At 67.6% G+C, this 17,370-nt stretch carries 18 protein-coding genes; 13 read left to right on the top strand and 5 right to left on the bottom strand.

All coding sequences use genetic code 11. The annotated features are described in order from the left end of the window. The first annotated feature begins 14 nt into the window (after positions 1-14). Genes ACSYHF_RS14855 through recO form a run of 4 tightly spaced genes read left to right on the top strand, consistent with a single transcriptional unit; the run spans position 15 to position 2,699 of the window. On the top strand, positions 15-398 hold the full coding sequence (locus ACSYHF_RS14855; protein WP_032954392.1) for a DUF4845 domain-containing protein: 384 nt from the start codon (positions 15-17) through the stop codon (positions 396-398). Continuing rightward, positions 388-1,068, top strand: coding sequence for a ribonuclease III (gene rnc / locus ACSYHF_RS14850; RefSeq protein ID WP_005418230.1), 681 nt, complete (start codon positions 388-390; stop codon positions 1,066-1,068). The genes ACSYHF_RS14855 and rnc overlap by 11 nt, the downstream gene beginning before the upstream one ends. Then, positions 1,065-1,961, top strand: coding sequence for a GTPase Era (era, locus tag ACSYHF_RS14845; RefSeq protein ID WP_005410599.1), 897 nt, complete (start codon positions 1,065-1,067; stop codon positions 1,959-1,961). Before rnc ends, era begins: the two co-directional genes overlap by 4 nt. 18 nt (positions 1,962-1,979) lie before the next feature. Beyond that, positions 1,980-2,699, top strand: coding sequence for a DNA repair protein RecO (gene recO / locus ACSYHF_RS14840; protein ID WP_053499700.1), 720 nt, complete (start codon positions 1,980-1,982; stop codon positions 2,697-2,699). 705 nt (positions 2,700-3,404) lie between these two features. Here the strand turns inward: recO and ACSYHF_RS14835 are convergent. Next, on the bottom strand, positions 3,405-4,133 hold the full coding sequence (locus ACSYHF_RS14835) for a response regulator (RefSeq protein WP_005418228.1): 729 nt from the start codon (positions 4,131-4,133) through the stop codon (positions 3,405-3,407). A gap of 127 nt (positions 4,134-4,260) precedes the next feature. Here ACSYHF_RS14835 and rlmD point away from each other — a divergent pair, with 127 nt between their 5' ends. From rlmD to ACSYHF_RS14790, 9 genes are all read left to right on the top strand, one after another. Then, positions 4,261-5,595, top strand: coding sequence for a 23S rRNA (uracil(1939)-C(5))-methyltransferase RlmD (rlmD, locus tag ACSYHF_RS14830; RefSeq protein ID WP_005418227.1), 1,335 nt, complete (start codon positions 4,261-4,263; stop codon positions 5,593-5,595). 34 nt (positions 5,596-5,629) lie between these two features. After that, positions 5,630-6,115, top strand: coding sequence for a CYTH domain-containing protein (locus tag ACSYHF_RS14825; protein ID WP_375366070.1), 486 nt, complete (start codon positions 5,630-5,632; stop codon positions 6,113-6,115). A 113-nt stretch (positions 6,116-6,228) separates the two neighbouring features. Then, positions 6,229-6,924: a DsbA family oxidoreductase gene (locus tag ACSYHF_RS14820; protein WP_005418225.1), complete on the top strand. Its 696-nt coding sequence runs from the start codon at positions 6,229-6,231 to the stop codon at positions 6,922-6,924. A gap of 164 nt (positions 6,925-7,088) precedes the next feature. Next, a complete protein-coding gene (nagZ, locus tag ACSYHF_RS14815; protein WP_005418224.1) occupies positions 7,089-8,096 on the top strand; it encodes a beta-N-acetylhexosaminidase in 1,008 nt (335 codons plus the stop codon). Continuing rightward, positions 8,096-8,650: a hypoxanthine-guanine phosphoribosyltransferase gene (locus ACSYHF_RS14810; protein ID WP_005418223.1), complete on the top strand. Its 555-nt coding sequence runs from the start codon at positions 8,096-8,098 to the stop codon at positions 8,648-8,650. Before nagZ ends, ACSYHF_RS14810 begins: the two co-directional genes overlap by 1 nt. 81 nt (positions 8,651-8,731) lie before the next feature. After that, entirely contained in the window at positions 8,732-9,478 is a 747-nt protein-coding gene (locus ACSYHF_RS14805) for an S-methyl-5'-thioinosine phosphorylase (RefSeq protein ID WP_005418222.1), read from the top strand. A gap of 88 nt (positions 9,479-9,566) precedes the next feature. Next, the gene (locus ACSYHF_RS14800; protein WP_005410590.1) at positions 9,567-9,773 is read left to right on the top strand and encodes a cold-shock protein; all 207 of its coding nucleotides are present in this window, start codon (positions 9,567-9,569) and stop codon (positions 9,771-9,773) included. Positions 9,774-9,898: 125 nt separating this feature from the next. Further along, complete coding sequence (locus ACSYHF_RS14795; RefSeq protein ID WP_447575764.1) at positions 9,899-11,167, top strand: FAD-dependent oxidoreductase; 1,269 nt, start codon at positions 9,899-9,901, stop codon at positions 11,165-11,167. Positions 11,168-11,347: 180 nt separating this feature from the next. Beyond that, positions 11,348-11,617: a hypothetical protein gene (locus ACSYHF_RS14790; RefSeq protein WP_053500349.1), complete on the top strand. Its 270-nt coding sequence runs from the start codon at positions 11,348-11,350 to the stop codon at positions 11,615-11,617. A 1-nt stretch (position 11,618) separates the two neighbouring features. Here ACSYHF_RS14790 and pdeM read toward each other — a convergent pair whose 3' ends face one another. The 4 genes from pdeM to ACSYHF_RS14770 are packed head-to-tail and all read right to left on the bottom strand — an operon-like array spanning position 11,619 to position 17,308. Next, positions 11,619-12,260, bottom strand: coding sequence for a ligase-associated DNA damage response endonuclease PdeM (gene pdeM / locus ACSYHF_RS14785; RefSeq protein WP_111174612.1), 642 nt, complete (start codon positions 12,258-12,260; stop codon positions 11,619-11,621). After that, positions 12,250-14,709, bottom strand: a complete 2,460-nt coding sequence (locus ACSYHF_RS14780; RefSeq protein ID WP_447575763.1) for a ligase-associated DNA damage response DEXH box helicase — start codon at positions 14,707-14,709, stop codon at positions 12,250-12,252. The genes pdeM and ACSYHF_RS14780 overlap by 11 nt, the downstream gene beginning before the upstream one ends. Next, a complete protein-coding gene (locus ACSYHF_RS14775) occupies positions 14,706-16,313 on the bottom strand; it encodes an ATP-dependent DNA ligase (protein ID WP_095378373.1) in 1,608 nt (535 codons plus the stop codon). Before ACSYHF_RS14775 ends, ACSYHF_RS14780 begins: the two co-directional genes overlap by 4 nt. After that, the gene (locus ACSYHF_RS14770; protein WP_005418210.1) at positions 16,310-17,308 is read right to left on the bottom strand and encodes a ligase-associated DNA damage response exonuclease; all 999 of its coding nucleotides are present in this window, start codon (positions 17,306-17,308) and stop codon (positions 16,310-16,312) included. The genes ACSYHF_RS14775 and ACSYHF_RS14770 overlap by 4 nt, the downstream gene beginning before the upstream one ends. Positions 17,309-17,370 lie beyond the last annotated feature (62 nt).

Below are 17,370 nucleotides of genomic sequence, written 5' to 3'. Positions count from 1 at the left end.
CTGGGGAGAACGCAATGAAGACGATGAACACGCAGCGTGGCATGACCCTGACCTCGTTCCTGGCGGTCCTGATCGTGGTGGGTTTCTTCCTTTACATCGGCATGAAGCTGTTCCCGATGTACCAGGAGTATTACGCGGTGCGCTCGGCGATGAAGAGCCTGGCCAGGGAGCCGGGCGTGGGCAGCATGGAGCCGGCCCGGATCCAGGATCTGTTCTTCAAGCGCCTGTACATCAATTACTCGGAAAACGTGAAGCCGGCCAACGTGAAGTTCGACCGTCGCGACAATGGCTGGACCCTCAAGGTCAACTACGAAGTGCGCCGTCCGCTGGTCGGCAACCTGGACGTGGTTGGCAAATTCGATTCATCCCAGGACCTGACCCGAAGCGGTGCCGAATAAACCTTTCCAACGTGGTGACCTGATCGGTCATCCCTTCCGCGACCCGGCGCTGCTGAAGCAGGCGCTGACGCATCGCAGTGCCGGTGCGCCACACAACGAGCGCCTGGAGTTCCTGGGCGACAGCATCGTCAACATGATGGCGGCCGAGGCGTTGTACCGACGCTGGCCCAAGGCCGACGAGGGCGCGATGACCCGTGCCCGCGCCGAACTGGTGCGTGAGGGCGCGCTGGCGGTGATTGGACGCAGCCTGGAGCTGGGCGAGCGGCTGATCCTGGGCCCGGGCGAAATGAAGTCCGGTGGCCACCGTCGTGATTCGATCCTGGCCGACGCGGTGGAAGCCGTGGTGGCTGCGATCTACCTGGATGCCGGTTTCGAGGCCTGCCGGGCGGTGGTACTGCCCTGGTTCAGCGCTTCGATCGAGGCACTGCCGGCCTCCGGCCGGCCCGAGAAGGACCCCAAGACCCGCCTGCAGGAATGGCTGCAGGCCCGACAGAAGGCGTTGCCGCAGTATGAACTGGTGTCAGAATCCGGTGACGACCACGCCAAGCACTTCCGGGTACGCTGCAACGTAGCCGACCCGGCCGCCAGCACCGAGGGCGAAGGCGCCTCGCGGCGGCTTGCCGAACAACAGGCGGCTGCGGCCGTCCTAGAACAACTGGATTCCAAGTGAGCGAACAAACTCCCCATCATTGCGGCAGCGTGGCCGTCATCGGCCGCCCGAACGTGGGCAAGTCGACCCTGACCAATGCTCTGGTCGGCGCCAAGGTCAGCATCGTCTCCAACCGTCCGCAGACCACGCGCCATCGCCTGCTGGGCATCGCTACCTATCCGGAAGGCCAGCTGGTGCTGGTCGACACCCCCGGCCTGCACAAGGTGCAGAAGCGGGCGATGAACCGGGTGATGAACCGCGCCGCGCGTGGCTCGCTGGAAGGCGTCGATGCCGGCCTGCTGGTGATCGAAGCCGGTCGCTGGGATGAAGAGGACAGCCTGGCGTTCAACGTGCTGCGCGACGCCGGCATCCCGGTGGTGCTGGTGGTCAACAAGATCGATCGCCTGAAGGAAAAGGGCGCGTTGCTGCCGTTCCTGCAGCAGGTGACAGAGGGTCGCGACTTCGCCGCCGTGCATCCGATCTCCGCGCAGAAGCGCAATGGCCTGGAAGCGCTGGTGCGCGACGTGCTGAAGCTGCTGCCGGAAGCCCCGCCGATGTTCGGCGAGGATGAGATCACCGACCGCAGCCAGCGTTTCCTGGCCGGTGAACTGGTGCGTGAGCAGCTGATGCGCCAGCTCGGCGAGGAACTGCCCTACGCCACCACTGTCGAGATCGAGCGCTTCACCGAGGACGGCAACCTGCTGCGCATCGGTGCGGTGATCTGGGTCGAGCGTGAAGGCCAGAAGGCCATCGTGATCGGCAAGGGCGGCGCCCGCCTGAAGGAGATCGGCGCCAAGTCGCGCCTGCAGATGGAGCGTCTGTTCGGGGCCAAGGTGTTCCTGGAAACCTGGGTGCGCGTGCGTGAAGGCTGGTCCGACGACGAGGCCGCGCTGAAGGCCTTCGGTTACGAGTAAGGCGTTGTAGTCGCTTCGATGATGATCGAGGACGACACCGGCTTCGTGCTGCACGCACGGGCCTACCGCGAGACCAGCCTGCTGGTCGAAGTGTTGAGCGCACAGCATGGCCGTATTGGGCTGCTTGCGCGTGGCGTGTCCACTGCCAAGGGCCAGGTGCTGCGCGCCGCCCTGCAGCCGTTGCAGTGGATCCGCTTCAGTGCCCAGCAGCGGGGGGAACTGGCCCAGCTGCGTAGCGCCGAGGCGCTGGATGCCGCGCCACGCCTGGTCGGGCAGGCCATGCTGGCCGGTTTCTACCTGAGCGAACTGACCCTGCGCCTGGCCCCGCGCCAGGACCCGCTGCCGGAGCTGTACCTCGCCTACGGCGAGGCGCGTGCGCGGCTGGCGGTGGGCGCTGGCCTGGCCTGGACCCTGCGCCGTTTCGAACGCGAGCTGCTGTCTGCGCTGGGCCTGGGTTTCGAGCTGGACAGCGCCAGCGATGGCCAGCCGATCGATCCGGCGGCGCGCTACGAACTGGACCCGCAGGAGGGTGCGCAGCGCCTGCTGAGCGAGCGCGGCGGGGAGCGCCGGGCAGCCGCCACCGGGTCGGCGCTGTTGGCGCTGGCGGCTGACGAAGAGCCGGATGCCGCCGATCTGGCCAGCCTGCGCCTGCCGATGCGGCGGGTGCTGGCCCATCACCTGGGGCCGCGCGGCCTGAAGTCCTGGGAAATGCTCGAGCAGCTGGCGCCGCGCAGGTAGGGGGTGTTGAGCAGGGCTTGCAGCCCTGCACCTGCCGAGGCCAAAGCAACAGCAACAGCAACAGCAACAGCGTGCATTCCGTGGGATGGCGGGGTGGGTCCGGTTGAGGGGGGGCGCTGCAAGTACCCCTCCGGGGCCCGGCCCAGCCGCCAGCGGCTGTGCGTTCGGGCGCTTGCGAAGCAGTGCTTCGCAAACAAAGCGCCCTCACCCATGTAAGCTCGGTCGCCGCTTGCTCGTGTGCGCTGTCCTGCGCACACGGCAAGACCGGGGTTGGGCGTCCTGCCCAACCCGCCCGAGGCATGCCTCGGGCCCATGCGGCTCACGCCCCCTCAACCGGACCCATCCCGCCTTCGACAGATTCTTGCGAGCTGTCGGACATGCCGACGGGGTCAGATCCGTTTTCCTTCGGAAAACGGATCTGACCCCAGATTGATTTCGACATCTGACAGAAATTCATCCACGCATGGCGTGGATCTACCAGCCGTCACCGGGAATCTGTCGGGGGTGGGGCGGTGTGGGTTGGCAGGACCGTTGGCGCCATGGATGGCGCCATCGAGCCCCCATGGACGGGTTTACGGCGTGTCCTGCCAACCCACACCGGCCCGCCCAACAAGCAGAAGGCCAGAGCCGCTCTGGCTCTGGCCTTTGGTGTTGCTCTGGCTTGAAGCATCTGCGGGTGCAGGGCGCAGCCCTGCCGAGCAACCCTCAGTGCAGCAGGGCAGCCACCGCGTCGCGGAACCCCGCCTGGGCCTGCCCGGACTCGGGCGCATGATGCAGCTGGCGCACCGCCCGTCCCAACCGTGCCGCCCCCACGAAGCCACAGCTGGCCTGCAATCGGTGCAACTGGCTGCGCAACTGGCGCTCGTCGTGCTGGTCGACCGCCTGCTCGACCGCGTCGCGCACGCCCGGCAACTCGGCCAGGAACAGTTCGCGCAGTGCGATCAGGTGGTTGCGCTGGCCATTGAGCGCTGCCAGGGCTGCGGTCTCGTCCCAGTCCTGTACGGCCAGTTCGACCGCGGCCGGGGCCTGTGCCACGAAGATCCCCGCCGGGCTGTTGACCAGCGCTCGGCGCACGGCCTTCAGCAGCTGGTCGCGGCCCAGTGGCTTGACCAGGGTGTCGCTGAAACCAGCTTCGCGCAGGCGGGCGTGAATGGAGGCATCGCCGTCGGCGGTATGTGCCAGCGCCGGCGTGTCGGGATGTGAACGGCGCAACTCACGCAACAGCTGCGCGCCATTGCCGTCCGGCAGGTTGACGTCGATCAGCCACAGGTCATGCGAGCCGGGCTCGGCACTGGCCAGGGCACTGGCCAGTGAATCTGCGGTGTCCACGTCCGCCGGTAACGTTTCCAACGCCGCCTTGAAAAAACCGCGGCTGATGATGTCGTCCTCGACAAGCAGGAAGCGGGGCCGTGCGGCCCGCGGGGTCATCTGCATCAGGGCTGCCTCCATGTCAGCTGTCCCAATCATCAAGCACGGCGGCCACGGGCGCAAGCGGGTCCGGGCCCCATCGGTCAGGATCTGCGACAATACGCCCCCATTTTTGCCCGCAGCCTGTTGCCACGTGGCCCGATCCCGCTCCCGCACCGACCGTACCCCGTTCCAGACCGAGATCCTCGACCTCAGCCATGATGGTCGCGGTGTCGCCCGCCGTGAAGGCGAGGGCGGCAAGGTCACCTTCGTCAGCGGCGCCCTGCCCGGTGAGGTGGTGATGGCTGAACAGACTGCCCGCAGCCGCCATTTCGACGAGGCGCGCACGCTGGAGGTGCTGCAGGCCTCGCCGCAGCGGGTGATCCCCAAGTGCCCCCATTTCGGTACCTGCGCCGGCTGCGTGCTGCAGCACCTGGACGAAGACCAGCAGATCGTCGCCAAGCAGCGCGTGCTGATGGATAACCTGGAGCGGATTGGCCATGTGAAGCCGGGCACCGTGCTTGCGCCGCTGGTCGGCGAGAGCTGGGGCTACCGCCGCAAGGGCCGCTTCTCGGTGCGCCGGGTCGAGAAGAAGGACAAGACCCTGGTTGGCTTCCGTGAACAGGATCCGCGTTTCGTCGCCGACCTCAGCCAGTGCCTGACCGTGATTCCGGAGATCGGCACCAAGGTCGAGGCGTTGTCCACCTTCATCGAAACGCTCGATGGCAAGCGTGACATCCCTCAGATCGAATTCATCGCCGGTGACCAGGCCGTGGTCCTGACCGTGCGCCACCTGCAGCCACTCAGCGATGCCGACCGCGCGGCCTGGGCCGCCTTCGGCCAGCAGCATGGCTTCGTGATCTACCTGCAGTCCGGTGGCGTGGACACCGTGCAGCCGCTGGACGGGCAGGGCGTGGCGCTGTCGTTCCGGCTGGCGCCGTGGGATGTCGAGCTGGCGTTCCGCCCGCTGGATTTCATCCAGGTCAATGCCAAGCTCAACGAGAAGATGATCGCCCACGCCCTGGACCTGCTGCAGCCGGGTGAGGACGAGCGCGTGCTGGACCTGTTCTGCGGCCTGGGCAACTTCACCCTGCCGTTGGCCCGCCGTGTGCGTGAAGTGGTGGGTGTGGAAGGCGATGCCGGCCTCGTCGCGCGTGCGCGTGAGAACGCGGAGCGCAACGGCCTGGCGAACGCGCAGTTCTTCAGCGCCGACCTGACCCAGGACCAGCGCAGCACGACGTGGATGCGCCAGGGCTTCGACAAGCTGCTGCTGGATCCGCCGCGCTCGGGCGCGATCGAAGTGCTGCAGCAGCTGCCGCTGAAGCAGTTCAAGCGCATCGTCTACGTCAGCTGCCACCCGGGCTCGCTGGCGCGCGATGCCGGCTATCTGGTCAACGAACAGGGCTTCACCCTGGTCAGCGCCGGTGCCATGGACATGTTCCCGCACACCGCGCACGTGGAAAGCATCGCGGTATTCGAAAAGCGCTGAGCAGCTGTCATCACCCGTGGCGCATAATTGCGCCATGGGCATCGAAATCGAACGCAAATTCCTGGTCAGCAGCGATGGCTGGCGCACCGCCGCGCATCGGGTGATCCCGATGGCGCAGGGCTACATCAACGACATGGGCGCGCTCGACCGCGGCACCCAGAACGCCTCGGTGCGCGTACGCATCGAAGGCGACCACGCCGCGCTGAACCTGAAGTCGCGCACCCTCGGCCATACCCGGCAGGAGTTCGACTACCCGATCCCGGTGGAGGACGCGCGCGCACTGCTGGCGCTGTGTGTCGGCGGCCTGATCGACAAGCGCCGCCATCTGGTCGAACACACCGGCCTGACCTGGGAAGTGGACGAATTCCTCGGTGACAACGCCGGTCTGGTGGTGGCCGAAGTCGAACTGGAAAGCGCCGATCAGGCCATCGACCTGCCGGACTGGGTCGGCGCCGAAGTGACCGATGACGCCCGCTACTACAACGTTGCCCTGGCCAGCCGCCCGTATTCACAGTGGTGAACCCCCAAAAAGGGGACGGAGGGGATTAAGTCGTCTTTACCCCGCCTGTGCGGAAAGCGACTTAATCCCCTCCGTCCCCTTTTATCGAGGAAGGCGGTCCCCATGTCGTGGACATGAGAATCGACATCTACTCCGACGTGGTCTGCCCCTGGTGCTGGATCGGCAAGCATCGTTTCCAGCAGGGCGTGCAGTTGCTGGGCGCCAATGCGCCTGAACTCGATATCCACTGGCAGCCGTTCCAGCTGGACCCGGATGCGGACGACACCCCGGTGTCGCTGCGCGAGGCCTATGCGCGCAAGTTCGGGGGCGTCGAGCGCACCGAGCAGATCCTCGGCCAGACCCAGACCACCGCGCGCGCGGAGGGGCTGCCGATGGATTTCAACCAGGGCCAGGTGCGGGTGACCACACTGCCGGCGCATCGGGTGTTGTGGCTGGCCGGCCAGCATGGCGTGCAGGATGCGGTGGGTGAAGCGCTGTTCCGCGCCCACTTCGAACATGGCCAGAACCTGGCCGACAACGCTGTACTGGTGAAGGCCGGCGTGGCGGGCGGCCTGGACGGTGGTGAAATCGCGCAGATGCTGGCCTCCGACCGCGGCCTGGCCGAGGTCGAAGCCAAGCTGGCGCAGGCCCATGCACTGGGCATTTCGTCGGTGCCGACCTTCGTGATCGATGGGAAGTGGGCGATTTCCGGGGCGCAGCCACCCGAGGCGTTCGCCCAGGCCCTGCGGCAGATCGCGGCAGAACAGGGCGCCCCGGCTACCCCGACTGACGGCGACGAGGCCTGCGGCCCGGACAGCTGCAAGGTCTGACCGGCTCCTCAAAAGGGGACGGAGGGGATTAAGACGTATCCAGCCCCTTGGGGCCGATTGCGCCTTAATCCCCTCCGTCCCCTTTTTCTGACCACTGCGCCTGTCGGCCGGTTCTGCGACAATGCGGCACTGCGCCATGCGGGCGCGCGTTGTGGAGATCGACCATGCTGCTGATCGGCGTTGCCGGCACCGAACTGACCGCCCAGGAACGTGACTGGCTGCAGCACGACGCCGTGGCCGGAGTAGTGCTGTTCAAGCGCAACTTCGCCTCGCGCCAGCAGGTGACCGATCTGAGCGCGGCCATCCGTGCCGCTGCCCCGCGCCCGCAGCTGATCTGCGTGGACCAGGAAGGCGGCCGTGTGCAGCGCTTCCGCGAGGGTTACAGCGATCTTCCGCCGCTGCAGGACATTGGTGCCCTGTACGCCACCGACCCGCAGCGGGCCCTGGCGCTGGCCGAGCAGCACGCCTGGCTGATGGCCAGTGAAGTCCGCGCCAGCGGCCTGGATCTCAGCTTCGCCCCGGTGGTCGACCTTGGCCGCGGCAACCGCGCCATCGGCAACCGCGCCTTCAGTGAAGACCCGCAGGTCGTGGCCGCGTTCACTGCAGCCTATGTGCGCGGCATGCACGCGGTCGGCATGGCCGCCACGCTCAAGCATTTTCCTGGTCACGGCACCGTGCTGGAAGACACCCACGTCGATACCGCGATCGATCCACGCGCGCTGGACGAACTGCGCGCGCAGGACCTGGTGCCGTTCCAGGCCGGCATCGCCGCCGGTGCCGATGCGGTGATGATGGCGCACGTGATCTATCCGCAGGTGGCAGCGGAGCCCGCCGGCTATTCCCCACGCTGGATCCAGGACGTCCTGCGCGGCGAACTCGGCTTCCGCGGCGTGGTGTTCTCCGATGACATCGGCATGGCCGCCTCGCACAGCGCCGGCGGCGTGCCGGCACGCGTGCACGCGCACCTGGACGCCGGTTGCGACGTGGTGCTGGTCTGCCATCCGGAACTGGTCGATGAAGCCCTGCATGCGGTGCAGGGACGTTCCCTCAATACTGCTGCGCTGCTGGGCCTGCTTGGCCGCGGCGCGCTCGGCTGGGACGGCCTGCTGGCCGATGCCCGCCATGGCGACACCCAATCCCGTCTGCTTGAAACCCTTGGAAGAACCGTCTGATGCCCAACCTCACCATTTCCCAGGCCCTGGCCCAGGCTGACCTGCTGGTCGACCGCCCCACCATCGACAAGGCCATCGCTGCAATCGCCGACGCCATCGCGCGCGATTACAAGGGCGAGGTGCCGTTGTTCCTGTCGATCATGCATGGTGCGCTGCCGTTCGCCGGCCAGCTGGCGCTGGAACTGGGCGCGCGCGGCCAGGACGTGCAGTTCGATTACCTGCACGCCACCCGCTACCGCGGCGAAACCACCGGCGGTGACCTGGTCTGGAAGCACAAGCCGGCCACCTCGCTGTTCGGCCGCCGCGTGCTGCTGGTCGACGATATCCTCGACGAGGGCTACACCCTGCAGGGCGTTCGCACCTGGTGCCTGGAACAGGGCGCGACCGATGTGCGCATCGCTGCGATGACCGTGAAGAAGCACGACCGTGCGCTGCCCGATGTGACCGCCGATTACGCGGGCATCGAGCTGCCGGACCGCTACGTGTTCGGCTTCGGCATGGACGTCAACGAGACCCTGCGCTGCGTGCCGGCCATCTACGCAATGAAGGAATAACGGCGCGGCCGCCCGCGGCGCGTCTTTTCCATCGCCGGCATCCTCGGGTGCCGGCGTTCGTCTTTTCATGGAGTGCTTCTAATGCAACAGATCGCCCTGGCCGTGATCGGCGGTACCGGTGTCTACAACCTGGCCAAGCTTGACGACGTGCAGACCCACGAGGTCGACACCCGCTTCGGCCGCCCATCGGGCCCGGTGCGCGTGGGCACGCTGCTCGGCCATCGCGTGGCGTTCCTGGCGCGGCATGGCGAGGGGCATTCGCTGCCGCCGCACAAGATCAACTACCGCGCCAACCTGGCTGCGCTGCAGCAGCTGGGCGCGCAGCGGGTGCTGGCATTGAACACGGTGGGGGGCATCACCGAGAACTTCGGTCCGCGCGTGCTCGCCTGCCCGGACCAGATCATCGACTACACCTGGGGCCGCATCAGCACGATCTGTGAAGAAGAAGGCTCCGACGTGGTCCACGTCGATTTCGGCCATCCGTACACGCCGATGCTGCGCAGCAAGATCCTGGCGGCAGCCAAAGTGACCGGTGTCACGGTCCATGACGGTGGCTGCTATGGCGCAACGCAGGGCCCGCGCCTGGAAACCATCGCCGAAATCGCCCGCATGCGCCGCGACGGTTGCGATCTGGTGGGCATGACCGGCATGCCGGAAGCCGCACTGGCGCGGGAGCTGGGGCTGGATTATGCCTGCCTGGCGATCATCGCCAACTGGGCCGCCGGCTGCGGTGATGGCGAGGAGATTACGATGGCCGAAGTGCTGGCCAATGTGCAGGCGGCCAGCAACGGACTTCCGGAACTGGTGGGCGAATTGGCGCGGGGGTGATTGTCTTCCCTGAGCAAGCTTTGCATACTCAGCTTGTGCGCGGGTTCAGCGTACACCACCCATTCATTGCATAAGGTCTCGCATCACCATGCCGAACGGTACCGTCAAGTGGTTCAACGACGCCAAGGGATTTGGCTTCATCTCGCCGGAGGATGGCAGCGCCGACGTGTTCGCGCACTTCTCCGCCATCAACTCCAAGGGCTTCCGCAGCCTGCAGGAAGGCCAGCGTGTCACCTATGACGTGACCCAGGGCCCGAAGGGCGCCCAGGCTTCGAACATCACGCCGGCCGAGTGATCCACTCGACAGTGCGTTGAAAACCCCGCTCCGGCGGGGTTTTTTTTGCGCTGCGACAAGAATTGCGCTGCCGTGGGCGGAGGCCCCGCTGGGCATCCGGATTTGCGCTCGGGCACAATGCCTCCATGAAGGAACGACTGCGCATCGCCGTGATCGGCTACGGCACCGCTGGACAGGCATTGTCCATCCTGCTCTCCCGTGATGGCCACGAGGTGGAGATCTTCGAACGTGTGCCCACGCCGGGACCGGTTGGCGCCGGTTTCCTGCTGCAGCCCAGCGGCCTGCAGGTGCTGTGGCAGATGGGCCTGCTTGACGCCGTGCGCGCGCATGCCGCGCCGGTGCATCGCCTGTATGGCGATACGCCGTGCGAACGCGCAGTGATGGACATGCGCTACGCCGGCCTGGACGCGCGCCTGCACGGCCTTGGCATGCAGCGCGGCACCCTGTTCTCGTTGCTGGATGATGCGCGTGCTGGTGCGGGCCAGCTGCATGCCGGCGTCAGCATCGCTGCAGTGGATGCCGAGCAGGGCCGCCTGCGTGACAGCGAAGGGCGCCTGCACGGTGCGTTCGACCTCGTGGTGGCCGCCGATGGTGCGGCCTCGACGCTGCGCGGCACGATCAAAGACGGTAACGGACTGGATCGCGTGTATCCGTGGGGTGCGCTGTGGTGCCTGTTGCCAGCCGAAGACTGGCCACACCTGCAGGAGCTGCGGCAGCGCTACGTGGCCGCACGCAAGATGATCGGGCTGTTGCCGGTCGGTACGCGGCCCGGTGATGACACGCCGCGCCTGAGCTTTTTCTGGAGCCTGCCACGCGACGATTTCGAACGTTGGCAGGCCGACGGCATGACGCCCTGGCTGGACGAACTGCATGCGCTGTGGCCGCAGGCCAGTGCACGCTTCGCGCATCTGCGTGACGCCGGCCAGCTGGCACGGGCCGTCTACCGCGACGCGGTGATGACGCGCTGGTATCACGGCCGCATGGTGCTGGCCGGCGATGCCGCGCATGCGATGAGCCCACAGCTGGGCCAGGGCGTGAACATGGCGCTGCTCGATGCGCTGGCGCTGCGCGATGCCTTGCGCGCGCATGGTGGCGGTGCCGCGGCATTGCAGGCCTACCAGGCGCAGCGCAGGGCGCACGTTGCGGTCTACCAGCGCTGGAGCCGTTGGCTGACGCCGCTGTTCCAGTCTGATCGCGATGCCTGGGCCAAAGCGCGCGACGTGCTGCTCGGCCCGATGGGGCGCCTGCCGGGTGGGCGTGGTCACATGCTGCGTGTGCTCAGCGGTACCCAGCATGGCTGGTTCGGTTCGCTCGCGCTGGATCCGGCTTTCGTCGACGCGCTGGCCACTGCGGCGCAGGTGCCTCGCATCAACGCGATCACGGCCACTGCGTGAAATGCGTCGTCACGTGAATTAACGGTTGCCTCACTGCGCATATGCGAGAAGTAGGTTGCACGCGATTGCGCGTCGCCCGTTTCCCTTTCCGTGATCAACATCGCGCGTGGCCCGGGAGGCGCTGCCGTCGCCGCCTGTTGCGGCCCGGATGTGCCGCCTGTTGTCGAAGAGGAGGATGCCATGTTGTTCGCGGTCGAGGAGCTGGAATCGGAAATCTGCAAGCTGCGCGGTCTGTTGCAGATGCTGCACGAGGACCAGCCCGACGTACTGGAGGACGTGTTCGAGTTCCATGTCGGCAGCCTGATCAGTCATGCGTCGCCGGAGCACCACACGCGCATCCGCACCTGCGCGCAGGAGATGCTGGCGGCGATCCAGGCCCTGCCGCGGCGACGGGAAGAGGACACGCCTGAGTTCCAGCTGATGCCGCAGCTGGATATCCGTCCGGCCTGATTCAAGCCAGGGGCAGCACCACCAGGCCGTTGTCCACGCAGGCGACCATCTGCTCGCCGGCAGCGGGAACAGGAACGATTCCGGCGGTGAACGCGGAGAAGGCCGGCAGGAGCGTCATCCTGTCACGCAGCCAGAATGCGGGGAAGCGCCGCCGCAACGCAGGCAAAGCGATCTGTGGATGCAGATGCCCGGCGATCACATGCAGCTCCGCATCGGGCACCGGCTCATGCCGAAGCAGGAACGGTGGCAACCGTACCTCGTCGTGTATCTGCACCTGCAGCTCGGCATGCGGCAGCTGCCGGTCATGATTTCCGCGCAGGACATGCACGTCCAGTGCGGCATTGCGTTCGCGCCATGCCAACCATTGCTGGTACCACGCAGCGCGATGCGCCGGGCCATGCAGGATGTCGCCCAGGATCCACAGCTCGCGGCAGGCATGCCTGTCCAGCAGCCCCTGCAGGCGTTGCAGGTCCTTGCCGGTACCGCCGCTGGGCAGCGCGATGCCTGCGCGGCGGAATACATCGGCCTTGCCCAGGTGCAGGTCGGCGAGCAGCAGTGCCTGCCGCGCGGGCCAGTACAGTGCACGCGCGCCAAGCAGAACCAGCGACTCGCCTGCGCGCGGCAGTGGCAGTTCATCGGCCATGCCGACGCTCCAGCTGCTGGGCCGCGCGTTGCACCCGGGTACGCCAGTCTTCGTTGCTGAACTGCCCGCGCAGGCGTTCGGCCCACAGCGGGAAACCCAACGGCGTGAGTGACGCCGGGCGCTGCACCGAGAGGGTCTGCATCCGAATCCTGGCCAGTACCTGTTGCAGCCCCGGCATGTCGAGGCTGTCATTCAGCACTTCCTGTTCCGCCAGCGCCAGCAGCAGGTGATCCGGGTCGTGCTCGCGCAGTACGTCGTAGAGCAGTCCCGCGGATGCCTGCAGCTGGCGCAGTGCCCGTGGCATGCCACCGGGCAGGCTGGGGACCAGCAGGCCGGCGACGCGTGCGATGCCGCGGAACTGGCGACGCGCCAGCTCGCCCAGGTTCACTGCAGCACGCAGATCATCCAGCAGCTGATCGGTGGAGAACAGCGCCCGCCATTGCGCCGCATCCAGATCGATGGCCTGTGCCGGTGCCAGCACCAGGCCGTGATCGTTCACCGCATAGCCGATGCTGTTGCGCTGCCGGCGGGTACAGCGCAGCGCCAGCAGGGCGGCCAGCGCCTCATGCACGTGGCGGCCGGCAAAGGGATAGACGAACAGGAACTGGCCTTCGCGACGACGCACATCCTCCACCAGCAGATGGGCTGGGCCGGGAAGCGCCGACAACCGCTGCTGCAGTGCCAGCAGGGGTGACAGCCAGCGTGACTCGGCGCTGTCGTCAGCACCGGACAGTACCCACTCCAGCTCGCGGCCCAGCGGCATCGACAGCGGCAACTGGCCGCCCTGCCAGCGCGGCACGATCCCCTCACCGCGTCCTCGTGCCAACCGGACGAAGGCAGTCATGTCGCGCAGCTGCACCAGCTCCAGCAGGCGCCCGGCGAACTGGAAGCGGTCGCCACGGCGCAGGCGGCTGGCGAACTGTTCCTCCACGGCGCCCAGGCTGCCGCCGCGCAGGAACTGCACGCGCACGCTGCCATCGCTGCTGATGGTGCCGATCGACAGCCGATGACGCAGCGCCTGGCGACGGTCGTGCATGCGGTACCACCCATCGGCATCACGCACGACCTTGTGGAAATCGGGGTACTGGGCCAGCGCTTGGCCACCCTGCACGACGAATGTGAGCACGGCCTGCCACTGGTCGTCGCCGAGCGACGCGAAGGCATGGGTACGCCGCACCTGCGCCAGCAGGTCGGCGCTGTCGAAGCCGCCCGCCAGGGCGCGGCTGACCGCATGCTGGGCCAGCACATCCAGCGGCAGCGTCGGCGGCCTGCGCGCTTCGACCACGTTCCCGGCCAACGCACGGCGCACGGCGGCGTACTCGGCCAGTTCCAGCGCATGGCTGGGCACGCACAGGATGGAACCGCTGGCACCCGGGCGGTGCCGTGCGCGTCCGGCGCGCTGGCGCAGGCGCGCCACGCCCTTCGGGCTGCCCAGCTGCAGTACCTGCTCAACCTCGGGGAAGTCGACGCCGAGGTCGAGGCTGGAGGTGGCAACCACGCAGCGCAGCGCGCCCGCGCGCAGGCCATCCTCCACCTGCTGGCGCAGCACCGGGTCCAGCGAGCCGTGGTGCAGCGCAAGCGTGTCCGGTTCTTCCGGCCAGACTGCGGCCAGCGCCTGATGCCACAATTCAGCTTGCGCGCGCGTATTGGTGAACAGCAGGCTGCTGCGTGCCTGCATCAGCGCCTCCAGCACGCGTGGCAGCTGTGCCAGGCCCAGATGCCCCACCCATGGGAAGCGCTCGCCGGGGTCTGGCAGCAGGCTGCGCACGCTCAGTGGGCGCGGCCGTATGCCCTGCACGATCGGTGCTTCCGGTCGCCCGGGCAGCAGCACGTCGCGCGCCTCGTGCAGATTGCCCAGGGTGGCTGACAGTCCCCACAGCTGCGATGCAGGCGCGGCCTGGCGCAACACTGCCAGGTTCAACTGCAGCAGCACACCGCGCTTGTTGCCCAGCAGTTCGTGCCATTCGTCCACCACCATGCAGCGCAGCCGCTGCATGCGCGGCAGCGTATCCGGATAGCTCAGCAGCAGCGCCAGTGATTCCGGCGTGGTCACCAGTACGTCGATGCGGCCCTCGCGCGCCTGGCGCCGCTCGCGGTTGCTGGCGTCACCACTGCGCAGGCCGACACGCCAACCCAGCCCCAGCCCATCGACCACGGTCTGCAGCGCGCGCGCGGTGTCGCTGGCCAACGCGCGCAAGGGGGTCACCCACAGCACCTGCAGCGGGCGGACCGCGCTGGCGCGGCGGGGGGAGGGTGGCGGGTCGATCATGGCCTGCAGCAGCGGCCCGCCGAACATCGCCAGTGTCTTGCCGCTGCCTGTGGGTGTATGCAGCAGCCCGGATTCGCCGGCGAGATAGTGACGCCACATCGCGCGCTGGAACGGCAGTGAGCGCCAGCCTCTGGACGCGAACCAGTCTTCCAGCCGGCGCAGTGCCTGGCTGCGGTTCATCGTGCCAATGCCTGCAGCGTGGCCAGCTGATCGGCTTCGCTGGCGGGCTTGTCGTGGCGCCAGCGCAGGATGCGCGGAAAGCGCACAGCGATGCCCGACTTGTGCCGGCTGCTGCGGTTGACCGCCTCGAAGCCCAGCTCGAAGACGTGTTCGGCGCGAACGCTGCGCACCGGGCCGAAGCGCTCGCGGGTGTTGGCGCGGATCCAGCGATCAAGCGCGAGGATTTCCTTGTCATCCAGGCCCGAATAGGCCTTGGCCACCGGCACCAGCGTGTCGCCGTCCCAGACGCCGAAGGTGTAGTCGGTGTACAGCGTGCTGCGCCGCCCATGGCCGGCCTGCGCGTACAGGAGCACCGCATCGATGGTGAGCGGATCGACCTTCCATTTCCACCAGTCACCGCGGCGGCGTCCGGCCTGGTAGGGCGAGGCATGCCGTTTCAGCATCAGTCCTTCCACGCCGCGTTCGCGTGCCACGTCGCGCATTGCCGCCGCCTGGAGCCAGTCGTCGGCGTCAACGCCCGGTGAGAGCTGGATCCGTGCATCGTTCAGTGCACCGACGACCTCGGCGAGACGCGCGCGCCGCTGCTGCAGCGGACGTTCGCGCAGGTCTACGCCATCGAGTTCAAGCAGGTCATAGGCGAGCACCCGCACCGGCGTGTTGCGCAGGGTGGCCGCACCGGGTTTTCGGCGCTGGATGCGCGTCTGCAGCGCAGTGAAGGCACGCGGCAGGTCCGCGGCTTCGTCCCAGGCCAGCAGCTCGCCGTCCAGCACGCAGCCATCGGGAAGCGCCATCGCTGCCTGTTCGATCTCGGGGAAGCGGCCATCCAGCCGCTCTTCGCCGCGTGACCACAAGGCGACCTCGCCGCGCCGGCGCAGCAGCTGCAGGCGGATGCCATCCCACTTCCATTCCAGCAGCCAGTCATCGATCGGGCCGAGTCGTTCGGCAGGGGATCCCTCCAGTGGCGAGGCCAGGAAGAACGGATAGGGCTGCTGCCGGTCCAGCGGCAGCTCATCCGGCGACAGCAGCTGGGTCAGCAGCCCGGGCGAGGGCACCCACTCGCCCAGCATGCGCTGGGCGATGCGTGCGATGTCCAGGCCGGACCACTCGGCCAGCGCCTGCTGCACCAGTCGCTGCGACACGCCAACGCGCAGGGCGCCGGTCAGCAGCTTGTTGAATACCAGGCGTTCGCCGCTGCACAGTTGCTGCCAGCCGGCGACGATCGCCGCGCGACGCACCGCCTCGGGTTGGTTGGCGACCGCCAGCAGGTGCTGTTCGATCCATTCGGCCAGGGGCCGGTCAGGGGAAGGGTGTGGTGGGTCGTCCAACAGCAGGGTCAGCGTTTCGGCCAGGTCACCCACCTGCGCATAGCTGTCTTCCACCAGCCACGGTGGCAACCCTGATTGCTCGGCGATCCACGCGCGCAGTTCGCCACTGGCGGCGATCTTCCTGCGCGCGCCGCCCACCTTGCCACCACTGAGCAGGTACAGCGCCCACGCCGCATCGTGTGCGCCTGCCTGGCGGAAGTAGTCGACCAGCGCTGCGCGCTTGTCCAGCGTGGCAGTGCTGCGGTCCAGGCGTTGGTAGAGCGCTGCAAAGGACTTCATTCCTCGCTCCCGAAATCGGTACGGAAGGCTTCGGCAGCCACGCCGCGCTCGCGCAGGAACGGAATCAACGCATCGGTATTGCCATGGGTGGCGATCACCCGCTGCGCGCCGGTCTGTTGGATCGTCTGCAGCAGTGCTGGCCAATCGGCGTGGTCGGAAATGACGAAGCCTCGATCGACGTTGCGGCGGCGACGGTTGCCGCGCAGTTGCATCCAGCCCGAGGCGAAGCCCAGCTGGTGACGGCCGAAGCGGCGCATCCAGGGCGTGCCCGCAGCCGAGGGCGGGGCCAGGATCAACTGGCCGGCGGCATCGGGCTGGCGGCCCTGTTCGGCCACGGTGAGCGTCTCCAGCATCGGTACGCCGGCCTGCCGGTACACCGCCACGCCATTGGCGATGGCGCCATGCAGCCAGGCCGGCCGATCGTCCAGTGGCCGCAGCTCTGCCAGCACCCGCTGTGCCTTGCCCAGCGCATAGCACAGCAGGATCGCAGCCTCGCCGCGTTGTTCGCATTCGCGGCGCCACGCCACGATTTCGGCAGCAACGGCCGAAGTGTCCGGCCAGCGGTAGATCGGCAGGGCGAAGGTGGCTTCGGTGATGAAGGTATCGCAGGGCACCACTTCGAACGGCGCACAGGTTGGGTCAGGCTGCCGCTTGTAGTCGCCGGAGGCGACCCAGACCTGCCGCCCGTCGTCGATGCGCACCTGCGAAGATCCCAGGACGTGACCGGCTGGATGCAGCGATACCTGTACCCGGCCCAGGCGGAACGGCACGCCCTCGACGTGCGCCTGCACCGGAACATCGCCCAGGCGCCAGCGCAGGATCGGCAGGCTGCCTTCGCTGCAGTGGTACTCGCCCATGCCCGGGCGGGCGTGATCCCCGTGGCCATGCGTGATGACCGCGCGCGCTACCGGTCGCCAGGGATCAATGTGGAAATCGCCGGCGGCGCAGTACAGCCCTTCCGGGCGCAGCACCACCAGATCGTCGTTGGCTGCCATGCGATCACTGTGGCCTGCTGCTCGTGCAGACGGTGAGAACCGGCCTGAACACGGGCTTGGCA

Source organism: Stenotrophomonas maltophilia group sp. P373 (assembly GCF_053295075.1).
This window is presented reverse-complemented; position numbering and strand designations above follow the sequence as displayed.